The 24,697-nt window shown below is 72.2% G+C and carries 25 protein-coding genes and 1 tRNA gene; 14 read left to right on the forward strand and 12 right to left on the reverse strand.

Annotation, left to right across the window (positions count from 1 at the left end; translation table 11 throughout):
• The first annotated feature begins 15 nt into the window (after positions 1–15).
• Positions 16–312 carry a type II toxin-antitoxin system VapB family antitoxin gene (locus PUR26_RS17560; RefSeq protein ID WP_006377352.1) on the forward strand — a complete coding sequence of 99 codons (297 nt, stop codon included), beginning with the start codon at positions 16–18 and terminating at the stop codon, positions 310–312.
• Between the two features lie 167 nt (positions 313–479).
• Positions 480–1,103 (forward strand): LytR C-terminal domain-containing protein, encoded by a 624-nt coding sequence (locus PUR26_RS17565; RefSeq protein WP_329873333.1) that lies wholly within the window; start codon positions 480–482, stop codon positions 1,101–1,103.
• Between the two features lie 94 nt (positions 1,104–1,197).
• Here the strand turns inward: PUR26_RS17565 and upp are convergent, their stop codons facing one another.
• Entirely contained in the window at positions 1,198–1,833 is a 636-nt protein-coding gene (gene upp, locus PUR26_RS17570) for a uracil phosphoribosyltransferase (RefSeq protein WP_329873334.1), read from the reverse strand.
• 272 nt (positions 1,834–2,105) lie between these two features.
• Here upp and PUR26_RS17575 point away from each other — a divergent pair, with 272 nt between their 5' ends.
• The 8 genes from PUR26_RS17575 (at position 2,106) to PUR26_RS17610 (ending at position 6,812) form a co-directional block, all read left to right on the forward strand.
• Entirely contained in the window at positions 2,106–2,294 is a 189-nt protein-coding gene (locus PUR26_RS17575; protein ID WP_329873335.1) for a hypothetical protein, read from the forward strand.
• A gap of 171 nt (positions 2,295–2,465) precedes the next feature.
• The gene (locus PUR26_RS17580) at positions 2,466–2,993 is read left to right on the forward strand and encodes a tRNA adenosine deaminase-associated protein (RefSeq protein WP_329873336.1); all 528 of its coding nucleotides are present in this window, start codon (positions 2,466–2,468) and stop codon (positions 2,991–2,993) included.
• 431 nt (positions 2,994–3,424) lie between these two features.
• Entirely contained in the window at positions 3,425–3,853 is a 429-nt protein-coding gene (gene tadA / locus PUR26_RS17585; RefSeq protein ID WP_329873516.1) for a tRNA adenosine(34) deaminase TadA, read from the forward strand.
• A gap of 57 nt (positions 3,854–3,910) precedes the next feature.
• Positions 3,911–3,995, forward strand: a tRNA-Ser gene (locus PUR26_RS17590).
• A gap of 248 nt (positions 3,996–4,243) precedes the next feature.
• Positions 4,244–4,408 (forward strand): hypothetical protein, encoded by a 165-nt coding sequence (locus PUR26_RS17595; RefSeq protein WP_329873337.1) that lies wholly within the window; start codon positions 4,244–4,246, stop codon positions 4,406–4,408.
• 31 nt (positions 4,409–4,439) lie between these two features.
• Complete coding sequence (locus tag PUR26_RS17600; RefSeq protein ID WP_329873338.1) at positions 4,440–4,733, forward strand: Dabb family protein; 294 nt, start codon at positions 4,440–4,442, stop codon at positions 4,731–4,733.
• A gap of 165 nt (positions 4,734–4,898) precedes the next feature.
• Positions 4,899–5,738, forward strand: coding sequence for an RNA polymerase sigma factor SigF (locus PUR26_RS17605; protein WP_443077096.1), 840 nt, complete (start codon positions 4,899–4,901; stop codon positions 5,736–5,738).
• A gap of 234 nt (positions 5,739–5,972) precedes the next feature.
• Positions 5,973–6,812, forward strand: coding sequence for an RNA polymerase sigma factor SigF (locus tag PUR26_RS17610; RefSeq protein ID WP_329873339.1), 840 nt, complete (start codon positions 5,973–5,975; stop codon positions 6,810–6,812).
• 537 nt (positions 6,813–7,349) lie between these two features.
• Here the strand turns inward: PUR26_RS17610 and PUR26_RS17615 are convergent.
• Entirely contained in the window at positions 7,350–7,547 is a 198-nt protein-coding gene (locus tag PUR26_RS17615) for a hypothetical protein (protein ID WP_329873340.1), read from the reverse strand.
• 159 nt (positions 7,548–7,706) lie between these two features.
• Here PUR26_RS17615 and PUR26_RS17620 point away from each other — a divergent pair, with 159 nt between their 5' ends.
• The 3 genes from PUR26_RS17620 (at position 7,707) to PUR26_RS17630 (ending at position 11,589) form a co-directional block, all read left to right on the forward strand.
• Complete coding sequence (locus PUR26_RS17620; RefSeq protein WP_329873341.1) at positions 7,707–8,162, forward strand: MarR family winged helix-turn-helix transcriptional regulator; 456 nt, start codon at positions 7,707–7,709, stop codon at positions 8,160–8,162.
• Positions 8,163–8,179: 17 nt separating this feature from the next.
• Complete coding sequence (locus PUR26_RS17625) at positions 8,180–10,639, forward strand: MFS transporter (protein ID WP_329873342.1); 2,460 nt, start codon at positions 8,180–8,182, stop codon at positions 10,637–10,639.
• Positions 10,640–10,776: 137 nt separating this feature from the next.
• Positions 10,777–11,589, forward strand: a complete 813-nt coding sequence (locus PUR26_RS17630; RefSeq protein WP_329873343.1) for a YceI family protein — start codon at positions 10,777–10,779, stop codon at positions 11,587–11,589.
• A gap of 70 nt (positions 11,590–11,659) precedes the next feature.
• Here PUR26_RS17630 and PUR26_RS17635 read toward each other — a convergent pair whose 3' ends face one another.
• From PUR26_RS17635 to PUR26_RS17680, 10 genes are all read right to left on the reverse strand, one after another.
• Entirely contained in the window at positions 11,660–12,193 is a 534-nt protein-coding gene (locus PUR26_RS17635; RefSeq protein ID WP_329873344.1) for a GNAT family N-acetyltransferase, read from the reverse strand.
• 132 nt (positions 12,194–12,325) lie between these two features.
• Positions 12,326–13,081, reverse strand: a complete 756-nt coding sequence (locus PUR26_RS17640) for a TetR/AcrR family transcriptional regulator (RefSeq protein ID WP_329873345.1) — start codon at positions 13,079–13,081, stop codon at positions 12,326–12,328.
• A gap of 30 nt (positions 13,082–13,111) precedes the next feature.
• On the reverse strand, positions 13,112–14,605 hold the full coding sequence (locus PUR26_RS17645; protein WP_329873346.1) for an MFS transporter: 1,494 nt from the start codon (positions 14,603–14,605) through the stop codon (positions 13,112–13,114).
• A 109-nt stretch (positions 14,606–14,714) separates the two neighbouring features.
• Positions 14,715–16,898 (reverse strand): ArnT family glycosyltransferase, encoded by a 2,184-nt coding sequence (locus tag PUR26_RS17650; protein ID WP_329873347.1) that lies wholly within the window; start codon positions 16,896–16,898, stop codon positions 14,715–14,717.
• Complete coding sequence (locus PUR26_RS17655) at positions 16,895–18,304, reverse strand: bifunctional glycosyltransferase family 2/GtrA family protein (RefSeq protein WP_329873348.1); 1,410 nt, start codon at positions 18,302–18,304, stop codon at positions 16,895–16,897. The genes PUR26_RS17650 and PUR26_RS17655 overlap by 4 nt, the downstream gene beginning before the upstream one ends.
• 26 nt (positions 18,305–18,330) lie before the next feature.
• Entirely contained in the window at positions 18,331–19,953 is a 1,623-nt protein-coding gene (locus PUR26_RS17660) for a sensor histidine kinase (RefSeq protein ID WP_329873349.1), read from the reverse strand.
• A gap of 32 nt (positions 19,954–19,985) precedes the next feature.
• The gene (locus PUR26_RS17665) at positions 19,986–20,723 is read right to left on the reverse strand and encodes a response regulator transcription factor (protein WP_329873350.1); all 738 of its coding nucleotides are present in this window, start codon (positions 20,721–20,723) and stop codon (positions 19,986–19,988) included.
• A gap of 105 nt (positions 20,724–20,828) precedes the next feature.
• A complete protein-coding gene (locus PUR26_RS17670) occupies positions 20,829–21,698 on the reverse strand; it encodes an amidohydrolase family protein (protein WP_329873351.1) in 870 nt (289 codons plus the stop codon).
• Positions 21,699–21,802: 104 nt separating this feature from the next.
• Positions 21,803–22,714 (reverse strand): DUF2797 domain-containing protein, encoded by a 912-nt coding sequence (locus PUR26_RS17675; protein ID WP_329873352.1) that lies wholly within the window; start codon positions 22,712–22,714, stop codon positions 21,803–21,805.
• Between the two features lie 53 nt (positions 22,715–22,767).
• On the reverse strand, positions 22,768–23,625 hold the full coding sequence (locus PUR26_RS17680; protein ID WP_329873353.1) for a carbon-nitrogen hydrolase family protein: 858 nt from the start codon (positions 23,623–23,625) through the stop codon (positions 22,768–22,770).
• Positions 23,626–23,765: 140 nt separating this feature from the next.
• Here PUR26_RS17680 and PUR26_RS17685 point away from each other — a divergent pair, with 140 nt between their 5' ends.
• Positions 23,766–24,452: an HNH endonuclease family protein gene (locus PUR26_RS17685; protein ID WP_329873354.1), complete on the forward strand. Its 687-nt coding sequence runs from the start codon at positions 23,766–23,768 to the stop codon at positions 24,450–24,452.
• Positions 24,453–24,697 lie beyond the last annotated feature (245 nt).

The raw sequence follows: 24,697 nt of genomic DNA on the forward strand, positions 1-24,697 counted from the left end.
CGGTAGGCTTTCCGTGTGATCTTCAAGCGCATCGGTAACGGGCGGCCGTATCCCGACCACGGCCGGGAAAGCACCCGGCAGTGGGCGGATGTCGCGCCGCGTCCGGTCCGCCTCGATCAGCTCGTGACCACCAAGGGCCAGCTGGATCTGGAGACGCTCCTCGCCGAGGACTCGACCTTCTACGGCGACCTCTTCGCGCACGTCGTGAAGTGGCAGGGCGATCTCTACCTCGAGGACGGACTGCACCGCGCCGTGCGCGCGGCCTTGCAACAGCGGCAGGTACTGCACGCCCGCGTGCTCGAAATGGACTGAGCCGGACGGACGGCCCCCCCGGACGGACCGAGCCCCGGCGGCCTCACCGCCGCCGATCGGGTTCGGAACCGATCGGGACTGACCCTTTCGGGCCTTTTCCGACCCATCCGGCCCCATCCGCTGATCGTTTAGTAGGCATAGCCAACGGGCCGCATTACGCTGCGCCCATGAGCATGCTCACTCCCCCCGGTATGGGCGGAAAGTACCGCATCACGGGCCAGACGTATCCGAGGATGCGTCGGCCGCGCCGCCGCCGCCGGATCGTGCTCGCGGTCGTCGCCTCAGTGGTCGCCCTGGGCCTGGCCGGCTGGGGGACCCTGCAGCTCATCGACATCTTCGGCGGCGGTGACACCGCGAGACGCACGACGGCGGCCGCACGCTGCACGCCGCAGAAGGCCCGGCCCGCGGTGGACGCGGTCAATCTGCCCAAGCCCGCCGACATCACCGTGAACGTCTACAACGCCACCCCGCGCGCCGGGCTCGCCAAGACGACCGCCGACGAGCTGAAGAAGCGCGGCTTCGCCATCGGCAAGGTCGGCAACGCCCCGGCCGCCTACGACAAGAAGGTCCCCGGCGCCGGGATGCTGCTGGGCGCCGCCGACGCCACCAAGGGGGCCTTCCCGGTCCTCGGTACGCAGCTCAAGGGCGCGACGGTCAAGACCGACACCCGGCCCACGGCGGACGTGGACCTGATCATCGGTACGGCCTTCCAGGCCCTGAACGCGCCGAAGGACGCGACCGCCGCCCTGGCCCTCCTGGCCAAACCGGCGCCCGCGCCCTCCTCCTGCTGAAAAGCCGGCCTGGCCGGGCCCATCGGGCCCGGCCAGGCCGGCTCGATCCGGCTCGGTCCAAAAACAATGAGCCTGGGGAGACGATGGAGACGATCTAGTCGGCGGTGCCGTACATCCGGTCGCCCGCGTCGCCCAGGCCCGGCACGATGTAACCGTGCTCGTTGAGGCGCTCGTCGACCGAGGCCGTGACGACGGTGACCGGCGTGCCCGCCAGCTCCCGCTCCATCACCTCGACGCCCTCCGGCGCCGCCAGCAGCACGACCGCGGTCACATCGTCCGCACCGCGCTTGATCAGCTCCCGGATCGCGGCGACCAGCGTGCCGCCGGTGGCCAGCATGGGGTCCAGGACGTACACCTGGCGGCCGGAGAGGTCCTCCGGCATCCGGGTGGCGTACGTGGACGCCTCCAGCGTCTCCTCGTTGCGGATCATCCCGAGGAAACCCACCTCGGCGGTCGGCAGCAGCCGCACCATGCCGTCGAGCATGCCCAGGCCGGCCCGCAGGATCGGCACGACCAGCGGACGCGGGTACGACAGCTTCACGCCGGTCGTCCGGGTCACGGGGGTCTCGATGTCGACCTGCTCGGTGCGCACATCCCGGGTGGCCTCGTACGCGAGCAGGGTGACCAGCTCGTCGGCGAGCCGCCGGAAGGTCGGGGAATCGGTGCGCCTGTCGCGCAGTGTGGTGAGTTTGTGCGCCACCAGCGGGTGGTCGACGACGTGGATCCGCATGTACCCCACAGTAGCCCGCACTGGCATCAACCCCCGCCGCGGAGGGAAGGTGGGGTGGGGATGTCCGGCGGACCGGGCCGGACCGGGGAGCGGCGTACCGGGGCAGCGGCCCCGGGCGGGATCCGAGCGTGGATCCCCTGCGGAGGAGGGGGCCGTCCGGCGCGCCGGACGGCCCACGACCCCGCCGGAGACGGATCCCGGGCGACGCCACCGGCCCGGCCCGGTCCGGCGGACACCCCGATGGACGGACCCAGCCTGGGGGTGGTCTAGCGATGCCGGACCGGCAAGAACCGAAGCGGACGCAGGAGGACCCGGAGACCGACGCGCAGCGCAGGAGGCGCCGCGCGCAGTTCCTCCGCGAACTGAACGAGGCCAAGGCGCTGCGCGAGCGCGTCCAGCCGCGCCGGGCACGGGCCGCGCGGATGCGCCAGGCGATGCGTATGCGCACCTTCCGCTGGTGAGACATGGGCGGGGCCTGGTGACAGCGAGCGGCTCCCGGCATCAGACTGGTGCACGACGCAAGAGCGGAACACCTCTCCTGAAGGCCTCGCATCTGCCACGATGCCGAGTGGGCGGGGCATTCAGGAGCGTGCCGCCCGATCGCCACACCTCTGATCAGTGGGAGAGTCACGGTGTACTTCGCCGCACTGCTCGCGCGCACCGAAGACGGATGGGAAGCGAGCGACACAGAGCTCGACGATGTAGAGACCTTGTCGGATCTGACCGACCTCGCTCGCGATGCGTCGGTGGATGACGACACAGTGATCGTCTTCATCGAGCAGGAAGACGCATGGTTCGGGATCATCCGGGTGGAGGGTGAGGACGACCCCCGGATCTACATCTCGGACGGGGCGGCCGCCGCCCGCTCCTCGTACGGGGAGATCCTCATCAAGGAACTGCTGGGCGACGACCAGGGCGGTGGTGCCGATGACCTGGACACGCTGAACCTCGACGGCACCGAGGACGGGGAACCGGACGAGGACGACGAGGAGGAGTCGGTGACGGCGGCGGAGACCGTGCCCGCCGAGCCGGTCGGCGACCTGGAGATCCTCGCGGACCTCGGGTTGCGGGAGAAGGAGCTGCTGGCGCTCTCGACCGAGGCCCTGGCCGACATCGCGGACGCGCTGGGCGCCGCGGAGGTGCTGGAGGCCGTCCGCTAGCGCCCTCCGACCGACGCCCGGCCGACGCCCGGCAGACCCCGGCCGACCCCCGGCTGCCCCACGGCCGATGCCGGTACCGAACCGGCGTCCGACCAGGGCCCTGTCCGGATCCGGCCGCCGTACCGGATCCCGGCCCGGGAACGACCCGATCCTGACCCCGCCCCGACCCCGACCCCGAGCCGGATCCCGGCCCCGATCCCGAGACCGAGACCGAGACCGATTCCTGCCCAGCCCCGCCCCGGCCCTCGATCCGGGCGCGAACCCGGTCCTACGACCGGACTTCGCTCCGGCCGAGGCCCCGACCCCGTGCAGAGCGCGAACCTGTGTCCCACCCCGAACCCCGTCCCGTGACCGACTCCCTGTCCGACACCCCCTCCGGCCCGGTGCCCGGCGCCGTGCCCGACCCCGTACGGGATCCCTGGCGGGTCCCGATGCGCCATGCCCTGGAAGAGGCCGAGCGCGCCGCGCGGGCCGGCGATGTGCCGGTCGGCGCGGTCGTGCTGTCCGCCGACGGCACGGTGCTCGCGACCGGGCACAACGAGCGGGAGGTGACCGGCGATCCGACGGCGCACGCCGAGGTGCTGGCACTGCGCCGGGCCGCCGCCCGGACCGGCGAGTGGCGGCTGCCCGGCTGCACGCTCGTCGTGACGCTGGAGCCGTGTGTGATGTGCGCCGGCGCGCTCGTGCAGTCGCGCGTGGACCGCGTGGTGTTCGGGGCGCTCGACGAGAAGGCGGGCGCGGTCGGCTCGCTCTGGGATCTCGTACGGGACCGACGGCTGAACCACCGCCCCGAGGTCGTGCACGGGGTGCTCGCGGAGGAGTGCGCCCAGCTGCTCACCCGCTTCTTCCGCGACCGCTGACCACGACTCCGGCCATGGATTTCAGCGAACCGGTCCCTTTGGGCTAAGCTCTCTCTCGGTAGCGTGTCCGAGCGGCCGAAGGAGCTCGCCTCGAAAGCGAGTGTGGCGCAAGTCACCGAGGGTTCAAATCCCTCCGCTACCGCTCTTGTGGAAGGGCCCCGACGCATCGCGTCGGGGCCCTTTCCGCGTGCCGGGACCTTTCCGCGTACGGGCGTGCACCTCGCCGGCCCTTCGGGATCACGGGGGCCCGGCCCGCGCCCGCGCTCCGGCGCCCTGGTCCCGGGCGCCCGGCAAGGGGCCCCGACGGCCCGGCCCTTGGCCCCTGGGGCTCGGTTAGACTCACCCGACCGTGCAGGGGATCGCCAGGGAGCGGCAGGGGAGACTGGACTGATGGCGCAAACGAAGAAGATCGCGCTCTATGTGGTCGTCGTCTTCGTGCTGTACACGATCATCACCTCCCCGGCCCGTGCGGCCGACCTCGTCCAGGTAGGGTTCGAGGGCATTTCGAGCGCCGCGCAGGGCGTCGGCGCGTTCATGACCGAGCTCATCAACTAGCCCGCCCGGCCGAACCTTCCGAGGAGTCCCCGTGATCCGGCACCTGGTCCTCTTCAAGCTCAACGACGGCGTACAGCGGGACGAGCCGCGCGTGGCCGCCGGAGTGAAGGCGTTCGAGGAACTGGGCGGTCTCATCCCCGACGTGACGTTCTGGGAGTGCGCCTGGAACATCACCGATCGCCCCATCGCGTACGACTACGCCATCAACGCGGCCGTCACCGACCGGGACGCGCTGAAGCGGTACATCGAGCACCCGGCCCATCAGGAGGCCGCCGGCCTGTGGCGCGAGTTCGCCACCTGGGTGATCGCCGACTACGAGTTCTGAGCACTCCGCACCCCGGAGCCCCGCACCGCCATGGTGCGGGGCTTTCGCTTTGCAACACGGTGCTATGCGGTGCTTGCACACAGTGGACATGTCTTGTGATGCTATGACCGCTTTTGACGGACGGGTTGATCGTTGTTGCCGCAAAGTTGACCGCAAAGGGGTGGCGTGAACGTGCCGGCCAGTACGACGCCTCAACAGGTGCCGCCCCAGAACGAGTCGGAGGCCCGCCCCAGACCGCAGGGCAGGGCCGCGGACACCCGGGCGCTCACCCAGGTGCTCTTCGGCCAGCTCAAGGGTCTGGAGCCGGGCTCCCCGGAGCACCAGCGGGTGCGCGGCGCCCTGATCGAGGCGAACCTGCCCCTGGTGCGGTACGCGGCCGCCCGCTTCCGGTCCCGCAACGAGCCGATGGAGGACGTCGTCCAGGTCGGCACGATCGGCCTGATCAACGCGATCGACCGGTTCGACCCGGACCGGGGCGTCCAGTTCCCCACCTTCGCCATGCCGACCGTGGTCGGCGAGATCAAGCGGTACTTCCGGGACAACGTACGGACCGTCCACGTGCCCCGCCGCCTGCACGAGCTGTGGGTCCAGGTGAACGGCGCCACCGAGGACCTGACGACCGCTCACGGCCGGTCGCCCTCGACGGCCGAGATCGCCGAACGGCTGAAGATCTCCGAGGACGAGGTGCTCTCCTGCATCGAGGCCGGGCGCTCCTACCACGCCACCTCACTGGAGGCGGCACAGGAGGGGGACGGGCTGCCGGGACTGCTCGACCGGCTCGGCTACGAGGACCCGGCCCTGGCCGGGGTCGAGCACCGGGACCTCGTCCGGCATCTCCTCGTCCAACTGCCCGAGAGGGAACAGCGGATCCTGATGCTCCGCTACTACAGCAACCTCACCCAGTCCCAGATCAGTCAGGAACTGGGTGTTTCCCAGATGCATGTGTCAAGGCTCCTGGCCCGGAGCTTCGCCCGTCTGAGATCAGCAAACAGAATCGAAGCGTAGCTGAATCGGGTAGACCCGTTCAGTCCTGATTTCGGCGACATAAAAGCCGCGCAACCCCTTTTTCCTGCGCAGATTTGCCTCCACTGTGTCGACAAGTCACTACAGCGTGTTGCCGACATGTGACATTCTGCTGGAACCGCGTTTGCCGCAGTCTCGGCGCCGGTATTCAGGTGGAGGCTGCGTTCCTCCGATGGTCGCGGCCCACGCGACCGTCCGCGACCTCAAGGGGGTGGCATGTCCGCAGAACAGGGCAGCTCGAAGGTGCTCACGCTCACGAAGAGCGAACCCGCCGTGCTTGTCGAAACCTCGGAAGCCATCGACACCCGCACTCTGTCCCGCTCCCTGTTCCTGCGGCTCGCCGCGCTCGACGAGGACAGCCCCGAGCGCGCCTACGTCCGGGACACTCTCATCGAGCTCAACCTGCCGCTCGTGCGGTACGCGGCGGCCCGCTTCCGCAGTCGCAACGAGCCCATGGAGGACATCGTCCAGGTCGGCACGATCGGCCTGATCAAGGCGATCGACCGGTTCGACTGCGAACGCGGCGTGGAGTTCCCGACGTTCGCGATGCCGACGGTCGTCGGCGAGATCAAGCGCTTCTTCCGGGACACCTCGTGGTCGGTCCGGGTGCCGCGGCGCCTCCAGGAGCTGCGCCTGGCGCTGACCAAGGCGAGCGACGAGCTCGCCCAGAAGCTCGACCGCTCGCCGACCGTCCCCGAACTCGCCGCCGTACTGGGGGTGTCGGAGGAGGACGTCGTCGACGGCCTGGCCGTGGGCAACGCCTACACCGCCTCGTCGCTGGACTCGCCCTCACCGGAGGACGACGGCGGGGAGGGCTCCCTGGCCGACCGGCTCGGCTACGAGGACACGGCGCTGGAGGGCGTCGAGTACCGCGAGTCGCTCAAGCCCCTGCTGGCCAAACTCCCCCCGCGGGAACGCCAGATCATCATGCTGCGGTTCTTCGCCAACATGACGCAGTCACAGATCGGCGAGGAGGTCGGCATCTCCCAGATGCACGTCTCGCGGCTGCTGACCCGCACGCTGGCGCAGCTGCGGGACGGACTCATCTCCGACTGAGAGGCCCTGTCCGCCGGAGCGCCGCGCCGACGCGGTGCGACGACGGACTCGGCCATGGCGGCGCTCCGCTTCGGCGGGGCGCCGACCGTCTGCGGGCGGCCCGGGCGACCCGGGCGGTGACGGACGGGTCCGCACGGTGTTCGGGCACGCCGGCTCCCGGCGACGTACGAATCCGACTCCGGCTCCCGGCTCCCGGCGGCCGTACGGCTCCGCACCCGGCCCTGGCTCCGGCCCGGCGGCGTACGGTCCCGGTCCCGGTCCCGGTCCGGGTCCGCACGGCACCTCGCCGCCGTACCGGTGACATGCGGGGCGGGGCCCGGCATGGACGCGGATCCACCGCACCGTGGACCGGCGCCCCCGGCCGGTGTCGGCACGCGCGGAGCCGATACCGGGCGGCTTTCCGGGCAGCGCGCGTCGCGCCCGGGCCGATCGGCACGGGCGCGACGAAGAAGGGGACGGGCGGGCCCGCGGGGCCGGGCAGGTGCGCCGGGCGGGCCGGACGCCTCCGCGTCCTGGAGGCGACCTGGGCGGGCCGGCTCAGCCGAGGGCGAGCCAGGCGACCGCCGCGATGATCACTACGGCCGCGACGATGCCCACGATCAGGCCGACCCGGGGGCCGGACTGGGCCGTCACCTGCTGCTGCCGCTGCGGCGCACCCTCGTCGACGAAGGCGCGGAACATCTGGGTGTTGCCCGACGGGTCGTAGCCCTCGGGGCCCTGGGTGTTGTGTGCCATGGGGCAGGACCCTAGCGAACGGCGGCCTCCGCCCCCACCTCAGCCTCCGTTTACCGCTCCTTTGCCAGAGCTTTAGGCGCCTTCGCCCCTTTTTAGTTTGCCTTCAGCAACCAACCGATTCTATGGTTGCCCTAAGCAACAAGATGTGCGGGGGTGCCCATGGCCGAGCGGAGTCAGTACGAAGAACTGGCCCGGCAACTGAGCGCCATAGGCGCCGTCAAGCGGGGTCTCGCGCGCCTTCTGCCCGCCGAGTGCCCCGCCGGATCGGCGGCCGTGCTGGCCCTTCTCGACCGGTACGGCGAGATGCGGATGAGCCGCCTGACGGAGCTCCTCGCCGTCGACATGTCGGTCACCAGCCGGCATGTGGCCCATGTGGCGGAGCGCGGATGGATCGAGCGGCAGCCCGACCCGTGCGACAAGCGCTCCCGCATCCTGCGGCTGACAGCCGCGGGCAAGGACCTGCTGGACGGTCTCGGCCGTCGGTCGGCGGACCTGTTCGCCCACCACCTCAAGGACTGGTCCGACGACGAGGTCGGGCAACTCAACGTGATGCTGGCCCGCCTCCGGGACTCGTTCGGGGACTGCCGGGCCCACACCGGCCGTACACACGTATAGCGACGCAAAGGAAGTTCATGGCAACGACCACACCAGCCGGTGTGCGGGGCGGCCACGCCAAGCATGGGGGGCACTCCTCATCCGACGGCGCGCCGATGTCGCACCGGCAGATCATGGAGGCACTTTCCGGGCTGTTGCTCGGCATGTTCGTCGCCATTCTGTCCTCGACGATCGTTTCCAACGCCCTGCCGCAGATCATCTCCGACCTCGGTGGCGGCCAGAGCGCCTACACCTGGGTCGTGACGGCCTCGCTGCTGGCGATGACCGCGACGACCCCGCTGTGGGGCAAGCTCTCGGACCTCTTCTCCAAGAAGCTGCTGGTCCAGATATCCCTGGTCATCTATGTCCTCGGGTCGGCCGCGGCCGGTCTCTCGCAGAACGCCGGCACGCTGATCGCCTGCCGCGTCGTCCAGGGCATCGGCGTCGGCGGCCTGTCCGCCCTCGCGCAGATCGTGATGGCCGCGATGATCTCCCCGCGCGAGCGCGGCCGCTACAGCGGCTACCTCGGCGCGACCTTCGCCGTCGCCACCGTCGGCGGCCCGCTGCTCGGCGGCGTCATCACCGACACCGACTGGCTCGGCTGGCGCTGGTGCTTCTACGTGGGTGTGCCCTTCGCGATCATCGCGCTGGTCGTGCTCCAGAAGACCCTGAAGCTGCCGGTCGTGAAGCGTCAGGTCAAGGTCGACTGGACGGGCGCCTTCTTCATCAGCGCCGCCGTCTCACTGCTGCTGGTCTGGGTCACCTTCGCCGGTGACAAGTACGACTGGCTGTCGTGGCAGACGTACACGATGGTCGCCGGATCGATCGTCCTGGGCGCGCTCTTCCTGGTCGTGGAGAACAGGGCGAGCGAGCCGATCATCCCGCTGCGGCTGTTCCGCAACCGCACCATCACCCTGGCCTCGCTCGCGTCGCTCTTCGTCGGTGTCGCGATGTTCGCGGGCACGGTCTTCTTCAGCCAGTACTTCCAGCTGGCACGGGACGAGTCGCCCACGATGTCCGGCGTCATGACGATCCCGATGATCGGCGGCCTGTTCATCTCCTCCACGGTCTCCGGCCAGATCATCACCAAGACCGGCAGGTGGAAGGCGTGGCTGGTCAGCGGCGGCGTCCTGGTGACGGCCGGCCTCGGACTGCTGGGCACCATCCGGTACGACTCCGAGTACTGGCACATCGCGATCTACATGGCGATCATGGGCCTCGGCATCGGCATGATGATGCAGAACCTGGTGCTCGCCACGCAGAACCAGGTCGCCCCCGAGGACCTCGGCGCCGCGTCGTCCGTCGTCACGTTCTTCCGGTCCCTGGGCGGTGCCATCGGCGTCTCGGCGCTGGGCGCGGTCATGGCCAACCGGGTCACCCACTACGTCAAGGACGGGCTCGCCGAGCTCGGCCCGCAGGGCGCGGCCCTGGGCCACGGCGGTACGGGCGGCGGGGGCATCCCCGACCTGGACACGCTGCCGGCTCCGTTCCGCACGGTGATGGAGACCGCGTACGGGCACGGTGTGGCCGACGTGTTCCTCTACTCGGCGCCGTTCGCGCTGATCGCCTTCCTGCTGACGCTGTTCATCAAGGAGGTCGCTCTGAAGAGCAGCATGGCGCCGGAACCGGCGACCGCCGAGGCCGCGCCCGCCCCTGCCGCCACGGCCACCCCGGCCGCCACCCCGGCCGCCGGGTCGGTGGAGACCACGGCTCCGCTGCCCCCCGTCGTCAACGGCACGCCGGTGCACGGCACCGTACGGACCGCCGACGCCGTGCCCGTACCCCGGGCGGCCGTCACGCTGATCTCGCTGGCCGGGCGTCAGCTGGGCCGCTCGGTGGCCCAGGCCGACGGTTCGTACGCCCTGGACGCACCGGGCTCCGGCTCCTACGTCCTGATCGCCTCCGCCGACGGCTTCCAGCCGCAGGCGTCCACGGTGGTCGTCGGGGACGAGGCCCTGGCCTACGACATCCTGCTCTCCGGTACGAGCGGGCTGACCGGCACCGTCCGGGCCGCCGACGGCGGCACCCCGGTCGACGGCGCCATGGTGATCGTGACCGATGTGCGCGGGGACGTCCTGGCCACCGGCCTCTCCGCCGAGGACGGCGTCTTCACCTTCGCCGAACTGGTGCCGGGTGCCGTGACCGTCGCGGTGAACGCCGACGGCTACCGGCCGCTGGCCCTGCCGGTCGACATCGGCGGCCAGGGCGTGACCCGGGTCGAGGCGCTGCTCCAGTCGGGCGCGCTGCTCCAGGGCACGATCCGGGCCGGTGCGGACCGCCGTCCGCTGGCCGACGCCCGGGTGACGCTCGTCGACGCGGCCGGGAACGTGGTCGCGACCGCGACGACCGGCGAGGACGGCGCGTACGGCTTCGCCGACCTGAACGCGGGCGAGTACACGGTCATCGCGACCGGCTACCCGCCGGTGGCCGGCTCGCTGACCGTGGCCGGTCGCGGGGTCGACGGGCATGACATCGAGCTCGCCCACCCGGGCGAGTGACGGACTCCCGGCGGCGCCCCGAGCGGAGGCGCGGCCGGGACCGGGGTGCCCGGCGTGACCCGCCGGGACCCCACAGGGGGCGGCAGGCAGGGGACGGCCTGCCGCCCCGGTGTTTTTCACAGGAGGAGACAAACGGGATGGGACTGCACGCACAGGTACGCACGCGGGACGGCTGGGCCGTCCAGCACGCCGTCGTGACCGTCACCGACATGACCGGCGCGCAGGTACTGCGCGCGACCGCGGACACGGACGGCACGGTGGCGGCGGACGTGACGCTGCCCCCCGGCCCGTACACGGTGATCGTGACGGCCGTGGGTTACGCCCCCGTGGCGTCCACGGCGCTGGTGACCGCGAGCGGCCGGGCGGAGGTGGGCGCGGTCGTACTGGCCCGCGCGGGCGGCGTGGAGCTGCCCCCGCCGGGCGCCTGGGCCCTGGACCCGGCGCACTCGACGGTCGGCGCGGTCGCCCAGCACCTGGGGATCTCCAGCGTCCACGGCCGCTTCACCGAGTTCGGCGGCCGGATCGAGATCGCCGAGGACCTCGCCGCGTCCCGGGTGCACGCCGTCATCTCCGCCGCTTCCATCGACACGGGCAACGCGCTGCGGGACAAGCACCTGCGGTCGCCGGACTTCCTGGACGTCGGCACGTACCCGGAGATCGTCTACGAGGGCCACGGGGTCACCCCGGCGGGCCCGGACCGCTGGACGGTGCACGGCCGGCTGTCGCTCCACGGCATCGTGCGCGACGTCGACCTCGACCTCACCTACCTGGGCACGGGACCCGACCCGTGGGGCGGTGTCCGGGCGGCGTTCCGCGCGACGGCGGAGCTGCGGCGGGACGACTTCGCCATGAACTACAACCAGGTGGTGCAGGCCGGCATCTCGGCGATCGGCACCACGCTGAAGGTCGAACTGGACATGCAGGCGGTTCAGGGAGACCGGCTCCCCTAGGAGGGGGTGGGCGCGATGCCCGGCCTGCTCGGCGCCGGTACGGCTCGTACCGGCGCCGTCCGCGTACCGGTCAGCCCTGGAACTCGCTGAGGTCGATGGTGTGGACGTGCAGGGGGACGCCGTACTCGGGGTGCTCGGTCTCCCGCTCCAGCGACATGCCGAGCTTGCGCGCGACGTTCTCCGACGCCTCGTTGCCCAGCCGGTTGATGCTGACGACCCGGTCGAGGCCCCGGTCCTGAAGGGCGAACTCCAGGGCGGCGTGTGCTGCTTCGGAGGCGTACCCCTGGCCCCAGAACGGCCGTCCGAGACGCCAGACGATCTCCACGGCGGGCAGCACCTCCGGCAGGTACTCCGGTACGGACAGTCCGGCGAGGCCGGCCAGTTCGCCCGAGGCGAGGAGCTCCACGGCGAAGAGTCCGAAGCCCTCGTCGTCCCACTCCTCCTCCCAGCGCTCGATGTCCTCGGCCGTCTGCTCCAGGTCACGGACCGAGCCGTCGTCGATCCAGCGCATGACCTCGGCGTCCGCGTTGATCTCGGCCATGGGGACGAGGTCGTCGTCCTGCCAGCGGCGGAGGATGAGTCGGGGGGTACGGATCTCGGTCATGCCCCCATCCTGTCGAAACAGCGCCCGCAGCGGTAATCGGCCCCCGGAGGCCCGGAGCCCGAGGACCGGCCGGGAGGGCGGGAGGGCAGGGCGCGAGGAGCGCCGGGAGGGACGGCCGGGGGCAGGCCGGGGCTAGCGCATCGCCTCGATGCCCGCGACGAGGATCTTCAGCGCGAAGTCGAAGTCCCGTTCCCGCATCTCCTCCACCGTGTCCCCGCCCCGCGCCTCCATGAGCTCCGTCGCCCTCTCGAAGGTCTTCTCCAGGTCGGGCTGCCGCCTGATCGTCGACATCGCCTGGTGGAAGTACTCGTCCTGCGTCATCCCCGCGGACGCGCACCGCTGGACGAAGTGCCCTTCGATGGTCCCGAAGCCGTAGACGAACTGGAAGACCGCCGAGAGCGCGCCCGTCTGGCCGTGCGGCGGGAGGCCCGTCCTGCCGACGACCTCCTGCACGCACACCGAGAAGGCCATCGAGTGCGGGCCGATGTTGAGGAAGTGGCCCATCAGCGGGGACGCCCACGGGTGGCGGACCAGCAGGCTGCGGTAGGCGACCGCCAGCGTCCGGAGCTGGTCGCGCCAGTCCTCGTCGGACGACGGGTCCGGGAGCGTCAACTCGCCGAAGATCGCGTCGAGGGCGAGCTCCAGGAGGTCGTCCTTGGTGTCGACGTACCAGTAGACCGACATCGCCGTGACGTTCAGCTCGGCCGCCAGCCGCCGCATGGAGAACCTGGCCAGCCCGTCCGCGTCCAGCAGCCGCACCGACGCGGCCGTGATCCTGTCGCGGTCGAGGCCGGAGGGCTGGTCCGCGCGCCTGGTCCGGGGGGCCTTGCCCTCCAGCCACACACTCGACCGCGTCGGACGCTTCGTGCGGTCGGCTGCCGACACCATGGGCTTTCCTCCTCGTTCCTGAGCCCGATGCTATGCCTGCGGCCGCTCCGCCCGTCGCAGCAGCAGCGCCGCGAGCAGGCCGCCCGCCAGCACCGCGACGGCGCCGACCAGCTGGCTGGTCTCCAGCCCGGCGGCGAAGGCGTCCGCGATGCGGGCCTTCTCCTGCGCGCTGCCGGCCGCCGCGAGCGCCGCGGGCAGCGACGCGGCCGAGACCGGTACGAGCGCCGCGAAGCGCGAGTTGAGCACGGCTCCGAGGACGGCGACGCCGAGCCCGTTGCCGAACTCGGCGAGCGTGCCGTTGATGCCCGCGCCCACGCCCGCCTTCTCCGGCGGGATCGCGCTCATGATCGCGTTGGCCATGGCCGGCATCGACAGGGCGACACCCGCGCCCATGACCACCAGGCCGAGCAGCATGCCGCCGTAGCCGTGCTGTCCGCCCAGGACGGCGATCGCGGCGAGACCGGCGGCGACCATGGCCATGCCGAGGGCGATGGTCCCCGGCGTACCGAGCTTCGGCAGCAGGCGCGCCCCGACCCCGGTGAGGTTGAGGACGACCACGGTCAGCGCCAGCGGCGCCGTACGCAGGCCCGCGTCCAGCGGCCCGTATCCGAGCACGAACTGGAGGTGCTGGGTGAGCAGGAAGAGCGAGCCGGTCATGCCGAAGGCGACCAGGATGGCGCCCGCGACGGCCCCGACGAACCGCTGGTTGCGGAAGAAGTGCATGTCCAGCATCGGGTGCGGGGTGCGCAGCTCCCACAGGACGAAGAGACCGAGGACGGCGATGCCGATCGCGGCGGACAGCAGGACCTGACCCGACGTCCAGCCGTGCTCGGGGCCGGAGATGATCGCGTACACGACGGCCGTCATGCCGATCGTCGAGAGCACGGCACCCAGCAGGTCCGGCCGGTCGCCCTGCTTGTGCCTGGACTCGGGGACCAGCGCGACGACGGCGACGAGGCCGACGACCGCCACCGGAATGTTGATCAGGAAGATCGCGCCCCACCAGAAGTGGTCGAGCATGAAACCGCCGAGCAGCGGCCCGGCGGCGAAGCCCAGCGAACTGACCGTCGACCACAGGGCGATGGCCTTGACCCGCTCGGCGTCGTCGAAGATCTGGACGACGACGGCGAGGGTCGTGGTCATCAGCAGCGCGCCGCCTATGCCCATCCCGGCCCGGGCGGCGATCAGCTGCCCGGACGTCTCGGAGAGCCCGGCGGCGAGCGATCCCAGACCGAACAGGGCGAGCCCGGACAGCAGCATCTTCTTGCGGCCGTACCGGTCGGCGGCGTTTCCGGCGGTGAGCAGCAGACCCGACTGGACCAGCGAGTACGCGTTGATCATCCACTGGATGTCGGCGGTGGAGGCGTCGAGTTCGGCGGTGAGCGAGGGGATCGCGACGCTGAGGACGGTGTTGTCGAGCAGCACGGTGAGCTGGGCGAGGCAGATGACGCCGAGGATCAGCCAGCGCTGCGGATGCCCCCCGGTGGGGGCCGTGATGCGATTCTCGGCGGTCGTCGCCGGCATGCCTGCTCCTTGTACGGTGTAAGGGACCTTGCCCTTACACCGTACAAGGACTCTCGTACGCTGTATACCGATGTGCTGTCAGGTGCGGCCCGGCGGGTTCCGTCCGCTCTCAGGCCGCCTTCCGGGTGAGGTCGTAGAGGGTCGTGCCGTCGACGGTGACCTTCTCGAAGGTGGACTCGACCCATGAGGTGATCGACGAGCTTCCGCCGCCGCCGGGGCCGCCGCCCCGGCCGCCGCTCGCGATGAAGTAGTGGATCTCGCCGTCCTCGACGTACTGCTTGAACCGCGCGAGCGTCGGGGACGGGTCGCTGCCGTTGAAGCCGCCGATCGCCATGACCGGCTTCTCGGTGGCGAGCTGGTAACCGGCAGCGTTCTGGGAGCCGACGGCCGCCGCGACCCACGTGTAGGCGTCGGCGTTCCGCCGGAGCCGGGACTCCACCGCGGAGTTCACGGCGGTGCCGTTCAGCAGGCCGCCCATGCCGCCCCCGGGACCGCCCCGCTCGCCCTGCGCGGGAAGCCGGCCACCCTGGCCCTGCGGTGCCTGGCCCTGAGGAGCCTGGCCCGGGGGCGTCCGGCCCTGCCCCTGAGCGGTCTGCCCCTGAGGGGCCTGGCCCGGGGGCGTCCGGCCCTGGCCGTCGCCCCGCATCCCCGGGGGACGCATGCCGTCGGGGCCTCCACCGCCGCCCGGACCGCCCCGCATGGAGGCCGGACCGGCGGTGACGATCGAACCGGTGTGTCCGGTTCCCAGCGTCGAGAGGGTGTACGCCGTCGGCCCCGCCAGAGCCGCCGCCAGCCCGAGCCCGGCCGCCGCGAAGGCCGCCCGGCGCCCGAGGCGCGCCCCCAGCAGCAGCCCGAGCGCGGCCACCGCGCCGCCGATGAGGACCGCCCAGCGCAGCCACGGCAGGTAGTCGGCCGTACGGCCGAGCAGCGTGTACGCCCAGACGGCCGTGCCCGCCGTCGTGAGCGCCAGCGTGGACGAGGCCGGCAGGTGCGCCCGCTCCTCCCACAGCACCGTCACGCCCATGCCGACGAGGGCCGCGATGTAGGGGGCGAGGGCCACCGTGTAGTACTCGTGGAAGATGCCGGCCATGAAGCTGAGGACCACCAGGGTCATCAGCAGCGAGCCGCCCCACACCAGGAACGCCGCCCGTGCCGTGTCGGTCCGCTTCGCCCGCCAGGTGATGACGAGTCCCGTGAGCAGCAGGACCAGCGCGGCGGGCAGCAGCCACGAGATCTGGCCGCCGATGGAGTCGTTGAACATCCGGCCGACGCCGGTCTCGCCCCAGCCGCCGCCCTGACCGCCACCACCGCCACCGCCACCGCCACCACCGACACTGCCGACCTCGTTGCCGTTGATGCGGCCGAGCCCGTTGTAGCCGAAGGTCAGCTCAAGGAAGCTGTTGTTCTGCGAGCCGCCGACGTACGGACGCGAAGACTCCGGCCACAGCTCGACGATCGCGACCCACCAGCCGCCGGACACCACCACCGCGAGCCCCGCCAGCGCCAGTCGGCCCAGCCGCCTGCCCACGGTGACGGGCGCGCACACCGCGTACACCAGCGCCAGCGGCGGCAGGATCAGGAACGCCTGGAGCGTCTTCGTCAGGAAGGCGAACCCGATCGCCACGCCCGCCCACACCAGCCACTTGGTCCGCCCGTCCTCCAGTGCGCGCAGCACGAGGTACACGGCGACCGTCATCAGCAGCGCGAGCAGCGCGTCCGGGTTGTTGAACCGGAACATCAGCGCGGCCACGGGAGTCAGTGCGAGCACCGCGCCCGCGACGAGTCCGGCGGCCGGGCTGAAACGGCGGCGGACGGCGGCGTACACGACACCGACGGTGGCGACCGCCATCAGCACCTCGGGGAGCAGGATCTGCCAGGACCCGAGGCCGAAGAACCGTACGGACAGCGCCATCGGCCACAGGGCGGCCGGCGGCTTGTCGACGGTGATGGAGTTCGCGGCGTCGGACGCACCGAAGAAGAACGCCTTCCAGCTCTCGCTGCCCGCCTGGACGGCGGCCGAGTAGAAGGAGTTGGCGTACCCGGAGGCGTCGAGGTCGTACAGGTAGAGCACGGCGGTGACGAGGAGGAGCCCGAGGAGGGCGGGTCGGACCCAGGCGGCGTCCTCGGCCCGCCCGCGCCACAGCCGGGCGACCCGCCCGCCGCCGGGCCCGCCGCCCTGCCCGAGCCGTCGCCCGGCCGCCAGGGGCACGGCCGAAGGGGAAGGAGCCGGGGAGGGCCCCGACGGAGGCGCGGAGCCCGCGGGAACGGGACTGTCGTGATCGGTCGTCGTCATCGTGCGTTCCTCGGTTCGTTGTCGTACGCGTACGGCGAAGGCGCGGAGTACGGCGAGGGGTCGGTGTACGGGGCGGGGCCGGTGCAGGGCGAGGGGCCGGTGTACGGGGCGGGCGCGGCGGCACCGGCGGAGGAGCCGCCGGGGCGGCCCGTCCCCACGGCCGCCTCGCGCCGCTCGGGGAACACCCAGGCGCGGAAGAGCAGGAACCGCAGCACCGTCGCCGCGAGGTTGGCCGCGATCAGTACCGCCATCTCCGTGGAGTGCGCGGGGCTGCCGCTGGCCGCGTCGAGGGCGGCGAGCGAACCGCTGGTGAGCGCGAGCCCGATGCCGAGGACGACCAGGCCCTGGGCCTGGTGGCGGACGGCCCGGTCCCGGCCCCGCACGCCGAAGGTGAGGCGCCGGTTGGCGGCCGTGTTGGCCACGGCCGACACCAGCAGGGCGAGGGCGTTGGCCGCCTGCGGCCCGGCCCCGGACCGGAGGGCCGAGTACAGCAGCAGGTAGAAGAGGGTCGACAGCGCGCCCACCACACAGAACCCGACGAGCTGCCGGGCCAGACCGCGCGGGACGCCGCTGATCATCCGGTCGCGGGGGTCGTCGCCGAACGGCCGCGCCAGCCGGTCCAGCGGCAGCGTGCCCCTGGCGAGCGCCCGCCCGACCCGCCAGACGCCCTTGAGGTCGTCGGTGGCGGTCCTCACGATGTGGACGGTGGAGTCGGGGTCGTCGACCCAGTCGACCGGCACCTCGTGGATGCGCAGCCCCGCCCGCTCGGCCAGCACCAGCATCTCGGTGTCGAAGAACCAGCCGGTGTCCTCGACCATCGGCAGCAGCCGCTCGGCGACCTCACGGCGTATCGCCTTGAACCCGCACTGGGCGTCGCTGAAGCGGGCGGCGAGCGAGCCGCGCAGGATCAGGTTGTAGGTACGGGAGATGAACTCACGCTTCGGCCCGCGCACCACCCGGGAGCTGCGCGCCAGCCGCGACCCGATCGCGAGGTCCGAGTGCCCGGAGATGAGCGGCGCCACCAGGGGCAGGAGCGCGTTCAGATCGGTCGACAGGTCGACGTCCATGTAGGCGAGGACATGGGCGTCCGAGTGCGACCACACGGTCCGCAGCGCACGCCCCCGCCCCTTCTGCTCCAGGCGCACCGACCGCACCTGCGGGACGCGGCCGGCCAGATGGGCGGCGACCTCCGGCGTACGGTCGGTGCTCGCGTTGTCGGCGACGGTGATGCGGAAGCCGTACGGGAACGTGCGGGCCAGGTGCTCGTGGAGCCTGAGCACACAGGGTTCGAGGTCCTTCTCCTCGTTGAAGACGGGGATCACCACGTCGAGGACGGGCCGGCCGGCGACGCCCACGGGCAGATGCTCCCGGGCGGGCAGGGCACCCACAAAGCATTCGGTTCGCATGCCACCGACACTCCCGGCGGGCGCTGTCACGGCTGTGTGCTGCGCCTGTGCCCCGCCTGTGAGTCCTGGTCCGGCCGTGAGCCGTGGGACGGGACCGGGCCCTGGACCGGGGAGGGATCCGAGGGGGCTCCGGCGTACGGGAGTCGGGCCGAACAGGGGAGACGGACGGCGAACACGGTCCGCCCGGGCACGCTGTGGACGCGCACACCGCCGCCGTGCGCGACGACGACGGCCTGGACGATGGCCAGTCCGAGCCCCGTGCTGCCGGCGTGCCGGGAGCGCGAGGCGTCACCACGGGCGAACCGTTCGAAGACGTGCGGCAGCAGACCGGGCGGGATTCCGGGCCCGTCGTCCTCCACCTCGACGACGGCCCAGGGGCCCTCCCAGCGGACCCGGGCGGTGACCGTGGTGCCCGCCGGGGTGTGGGACCGGGCGTTGCCGAGCAGATTGACCAGCACCTGGTGCAGCCTGGCGGCATCGCCCCGTACGGTCGCGGGCTCGTCGGGCAGCTCCAGCCGCCAACGGTGGTCCCGCCCGGCCGCGCGGGCGTCGCTGACCGCGTCCACGACGAGCGGCGAGAGATCGGTGCTCTGGTACGAGAGCGGGCGTCCGGCATCGAGCCGCGCCAGCAGCAGCAGGTCCTCGACGAGACCGGTCATCCGGGTCGCCTCGGCCTCGATCCGGCCGAGCGCGTGACGGGTGTCGGGCCCGGTCCGCTCGCGGCCGAGCCGGGTGAGCTCGGCGTACCCCCGGATGGACGCCAGCGGAGTACGCAGTTCATGGCTGGCGTCCGCGACGAACCGGCGTACCCGGGTCTCGCTCTGCTGACGGGCGTGGAGCGCCGAATGGACGTGGTCGAGCATCCGGTTGAGGGCCGCGCCGACCTGGCCGACCTCGGTACGGGGGTCCGCCTCCGCGTCCGCCACCCGTTCGTACAGCGCCACCTCGCCGCTGTGCAACGGCAGTTCGCTGACGCGCGTCGCGGTCGCCGCGACCCGCCGCAGCGGGCGCAGGGCGACGCCGACGAGCGTGCCGCCCGCGATACCGGCGGCGATCAGCCCGGCGGCCGCGACGTACACCTCGACGAGGACCAGCCGGTTCACCGTGTCCTGCACGTCGGTGAGCGGGAAGCCCAGGACGATCGTCCCGTCGCGCGACGCGAGCACCCGGTGGTCGCCGAGTCCGGGCAGGCTCACCGTGTGCACGCCGCCGTCGCGCGCGGCGGCGGACAGCGCGGCGCTCTGCGCCGTGTCGAGGGAGCCGGGCGGGTCGCCGGGCCGGGGGCCCACCAGCCGGCCCGCCTCCCCGAGCGCGCCGCCCGGGGCGGCGGCCCGCCCTCCGACGGTGCCGATCGGCTGTCCGGGCGCGGTGATGAACCGCAGACCGCCCGGGGCGCCCTCGTGCGCGGCCCGGTCCACGGCCGTCCTGAGCTGGCCGTCCTTCTGGTCCACCAGGTAGGAGCGCAGGGCGATCGTCGTGACCGCGCCGATCACCGCCGCCACGACCGCGATCAGCGCCACCGCCGATACGACGAGCCGCGTCCGCAGCGACCAGCGCCGCCCGCCCCGGCCCTCACCCACGGCCCTCACCCACGGCCCCCGCACGGCCCGCTCTTCCGTGGCCGGCCCCCGCACGGCCCGCCCTTCCATGGCCGGCTCCCGCAGCCGGACCCACCCGGGTCTCACTCACCCGGCTTGATCAGGTACCCCGCACCCCGCCGGGTGTGGATCATCGGCGTATGCCCGGCGTCGATCTTCCGCCGGAGGTACGAGATGTACAGCTCGACCACGTTGGCCTGTCCGCCGAAGTCGTACGACCAGACCCGGTCCAGGATCTGCGCCTTGCTGAGCACCCGGCGCGGATTGCGCATCAGGAAGCGCAGCAACTCGAACTCGGTCGCCGTCAAATGGATGTTCCGGCCGCCCCGGGACACCTCGTGACTGTCCTCGTCCAGGGTCAGGTCGCCCACCGCCAGCAATGACTCGCTGCGCACCATGGCCGTACCGGAACGCCGGATCAGCCCCCGCAGCCTGGCCACGACCTCCTCCAGGCTGAACGGCTTGGTGACGTAGTCGTCGCCGCCCGCCGTCAGGCCGGCGATCCGGTCCTCGACCGAGTCCTTCGCCGTCAGGAACAGCACGGGCACGTCCGGCAGTTCGCGGCGCAGCCTGCTGAGCACGGCCAGGCCGTCCATGTCGGGCAGCATCACGTCGAGCACGACGGCGTCCGGCCGGAACTCGCGCGCCGAGCGCAGCGCGCCCGCGCCGTCACCGGCGCTGCGCACCTCCCACCCCTCGTAGCGCAGGGCCATGGACAGCAGCTCGGCGAGCGACGCCTCGTCGTCCACGACGAGCACCCGTACGGCGCTCCCGTCGGGCCTGAGCATCTCGGTACGCCGCCGGGGCGAGGTCGTGGTCATGCTCCCACGCTGGCGGGCACCCCTGAGAGGACTCTTTCGCGTTCCTGTGAATCGGCTGAGAAACCTCTCGGCCGGCCGAACGCGCCCCCGGGGCCCGGCTCCCCGTCAGCCGAACAGCCGGATCGCGTTGTGGTGGCAGACGGCCCGCAGCCAGTCGTCACCGAGGTCCAGCCGCTCCAGGGACTCCAGTTGATGGAGGTAGCCGTAGGGAATGTTGGGGAAGTCGGAGCCCAGCAGGACGCGGTCCCCGAGGTCCAGCAGACGTCCCCGTTCGGCGGCCGGGAAGGGCATCAGCCGCTCGCTGAAGTCGGTGAACGCCATCGTGGTGTCGAGCCGCACCTCCTCGTACCGCTCGGCGAGGTCCAGGAAGTCCGCGTACTCCGGCATCCCCATATGGGCGATGACCAACCGCAGCCGGGGGTGGCGGGCGAGCAGCCGGCCGACCGGGCCGGGGCCGGTGTGCTTGCCGAGGGCGGGGCCGGACCCGCAGTGGATCACTATGGGCACACCCGCCTCGGCCAGCAGCCCCCAGGCCGGGTCGAGGAGCGGGTCGCCGGGGTCGTACGCCCCGACCTGCACATGCGCCTTGAAGACACGGGCACCGGTCTCGACGGCCTCGCGCACGTACGCCTCCACGCCCTCCTCCGGGTAGAGCGTCGCGGTCCGCAGGCACCCCTCGGCCCGCCCGGCGAAATCGGCCCCCCACGTGTTGAGCCACCGGGCCATGCCGGCCTTGTGCGGATAGAGCATCGAGGTGAAGCGCACCACGCCGAACTCCCGCAGCAGCTCGACCCGCCGGTCCTCCTCCTGGCGGTAGGTGATGGGCCACTGCGTGCCGAGCGACGGCCCCACCGAGTCGAAGTACGCCCACACCTTGCGCAGGACGCGCTCGGGCATGAAATGCGTGTGCACATCGACGAGTCCGGGGAGGCCGAGCCTCTCCCAGAACGCCCTGACCGCCAGTGGATCGCTCATGCGGATCACCCTCCGCCGCCGTGCGGGCCGTGTCCAGACCACGTCCGGCCCCGCGGTCCGGCCCTCTGCCCGGCGGCCGTTCCGCGCGCTCCCGACCGCGCTGGTCAGAACAGCCCTCCCTGCACCCCCTCCGAGCCGTTCGGCCCCTTCGGCCCTTTCGAGAGCGGTGCGACCGGCACGGTCGCCCCGCCCGCCGTCGTTCCGCCGGCGCTCTCCTCGCTCCCGGCCGACACCAGCTCCCAGCCCGTGAGCAGCCGTGTGTCGAGGACCAGGGCCCGGCCGTCGGGTACGGCGAGGTGCAGATCGGGCCCGGCCGCGGCCATGAGCGTCCCGCGCACCGCCCCGCCGTCCACGAGCTCGGCGACGGCCCCGTCGACCGCCCCGAGTCCGGCGAGGCCGAACGCCCGCGCGTGATCGACCACCGCCGGTCCCAGCCGCTCCAGGGTGTCCTCCCAGCCGGGCACCCCCACGGCCCGCCGGTAAAGATCCTCGACCTCGGCCGCCCGCTCCCCCTCCCCCGGCAGGACCGCGCGGACGGCGCGCTTGGCGGCGTACGGGATCCGGTCCGGCACCCCCAGCGCCGTACCGAGCACCTCCTCGGCCCGGCGCGCCGCCATCAGCGGCCCCCGGCCCAGCCAGCTGAACGCCACCGCCCCCTGCTCCAGCAGCCGCGCGTCACCCCGCTGCTCCGCGGTGATCCCGACCTTGACCATGCCCGGCCCGAACCAGGCGAGGTACACCCGGTAGACCCGCCGGTCGTCGGCGATCGTGTCGGCGGCGACGGAGTGCAGCCGGTCCAGCCTGGCGCACTCCGCGCACAGCCCACCCGTGCTCCGCCCGGCGACGAGGGAGTCCAGGGGACACGGATTGCCCCGCGCCCCGGGGCACCGCCGCTCGCCGACGGCCCGGAACCCGATGGCCCGCCCGTACTCCAGGGCACTGAGGCGCTCCCGGTCCCATACGAGTACGGGCCGCCCCTGCGGCCACCTCAGCCCTCTGCACCGCCACCCGGCCACCGCACCTCCCGTTTCCGGGCACGGTAGCGCGGAGGTCCGGCGGTCCGGACGGTTCAGCGACCGGACGGGGGTCCGACGCGGTACCGGGCGCGGGGCGCCGACGCCGTGTCGTGGAGGTCCCGCAGCATGGTGTGGGCCTCGCGCACCTCACGCAGCCGTCCCGGGTCGAGATCGGCGACGACCAACTCGGTCGTCTCCGCTCCGCCTTCGGCGACGGGGAGTCCGTCGGGGCCCCAGACGGCACTGCCGCCGCAGGCCCGCCAGCCACCGGTCGTGCCGACGTGGTTGGCCAGCAGCGTGTACACCGTGTTGTCGAAGGCGCGGGCGGGGAACCACATCCGGGACTCGTGATACCCGTTGCCGACGCCGAACAGCGCGCCCACCACGTAGGCGTGGCAGCCGTCGAGGGCCGCCGCGCGCGCGTGTTCGGGGAACCCGGAGTCGTAGCAGATGCCCAGCCCGAGCCGCCATCCGTCGACCTCCAGGGTGCAGCCGGCGGCTCCCTGCCGGTAGAGGACCCGTTCGGTCGCGAACAGCGTCTGCTTGTCGTAGCGCGCCACGAGCTCCCCGTCGGACCCGATCACCAGGGCCGACACGTACAGCTCACCCGCGTCCTGCACGGCGGCCCCGACCACGGCGACGGTCCCGGTCTCCCGGCAGGCCTCACGCACCGGCGCCAGCCGGCCGTCCGCCGTCCGGACGGCACAGCGCTCGGGCTCGGCGCGTACGAGGTCCGGCTCGTAGCCGCTGAGGAACTTCTCGGGGAACACGACGACCCGTACCCCGCTCGCGGCGGCCCGCCGCACCATGGCGGCGACGGTGGAGACGTTCGCGTCGACGTCCCCGGCGACGGGGCACGCCTGAGCGGCTGCGACGCGAAGGACACGGGACGGAAGCTGATCAAGGGGCACGGACCGTCAATCTAGCAAGGTGGCTCCTCCCTCCCGAGAGGGCGAGGCAACGTTTCTGCGGTGAACACGATCGTCCAGACGGCTCAGTTGTTCGGGTCACTGCCACTCGTGGGGGTGATGGACGCCGTTCCCTACTGTCCATGATCAAGACCCTGAAGCGGGCCGCCACCGTGGCGGCGCTCGCCCTCCTGCCCCTCGCCCTCGCCACCCCGGCCCATGGCACCGGGACCGCCCTCCCGCACGCGGCCGGGACCACCCTCCCGCTCGCCGAGGCCGTCGCCGCCCTCCCCCTGGCCGCCGAGTCGCGCGAGGGTTACGTGCGCACCGGCTTCAAGCACTGGAACGCCGGGGAGATCCCCGCCGACGGCTGCAACACCAGGGCCGAGGTGCTGCTGGCCGAGGCCACCGAGGACCCGCAGATCCTGCCGGGCTGCAAACTGATCGGCGGAATGTGGTGGTCGTACTACGACCAGATGTGGGTGAGCTCCGCCTCGGCGCTGGACATCGACCACATGGTCCCGCTCGCGGAGGCGTGGGACAGCGGCGCCTCGCAGTGGACGGCCGCCCGCCGCGAGGCGTACGCCAACGACCAGGGCGCCTCGACGTCCCTGGTCGCCGTCACGGCCGCCTCCAACCGCAGCAAGGCCGACCAGGACCCGGCCGAATGGCTGCCCCCGGCGGCCACGGCCCGCTGTCAGTACCTCGCGGAGTGGACCCAGACGAAACTCCGCTGGGGCCTCACCCTCGACACCGCCGAACGCGACGCCCTGACCGCCCTGTCGACGGGCTGCCCGGACACGACGGTCACCTACGAGACCGCACCCTGATCCGCGATCGCGGGGCGGGGGGGCCTTCAACGCCAGAGGCCCCGGACTCTCGTCCGGGGCCTCTGGCCTGCTGTGCACTCGGCAGGATTCGAACCTGCAACCTTCTGATCCGTAGGATCGGGCACCCCATAGCGCAAAGCCACCGGAGCCTCACGCCTTGGGTGCTCACGCTAGTGGTCGCGCGTCACTGTGAGCTGCGGTTGCCGTCAACCTTGCCGTCAACTCGCCTCCAGAACACATCGCTC

Origin of the sequence: Streptomyces sp. SP18CS02, assembly GCF_036322365.1 — a bacterium.
In the GTDB taxonomy this organism is placed as follows: domain Bacteria; phylum Actinomycetota; class Actinomycetes; order Streptomycetales; family Streptomycetaceae; genus Streptomyces.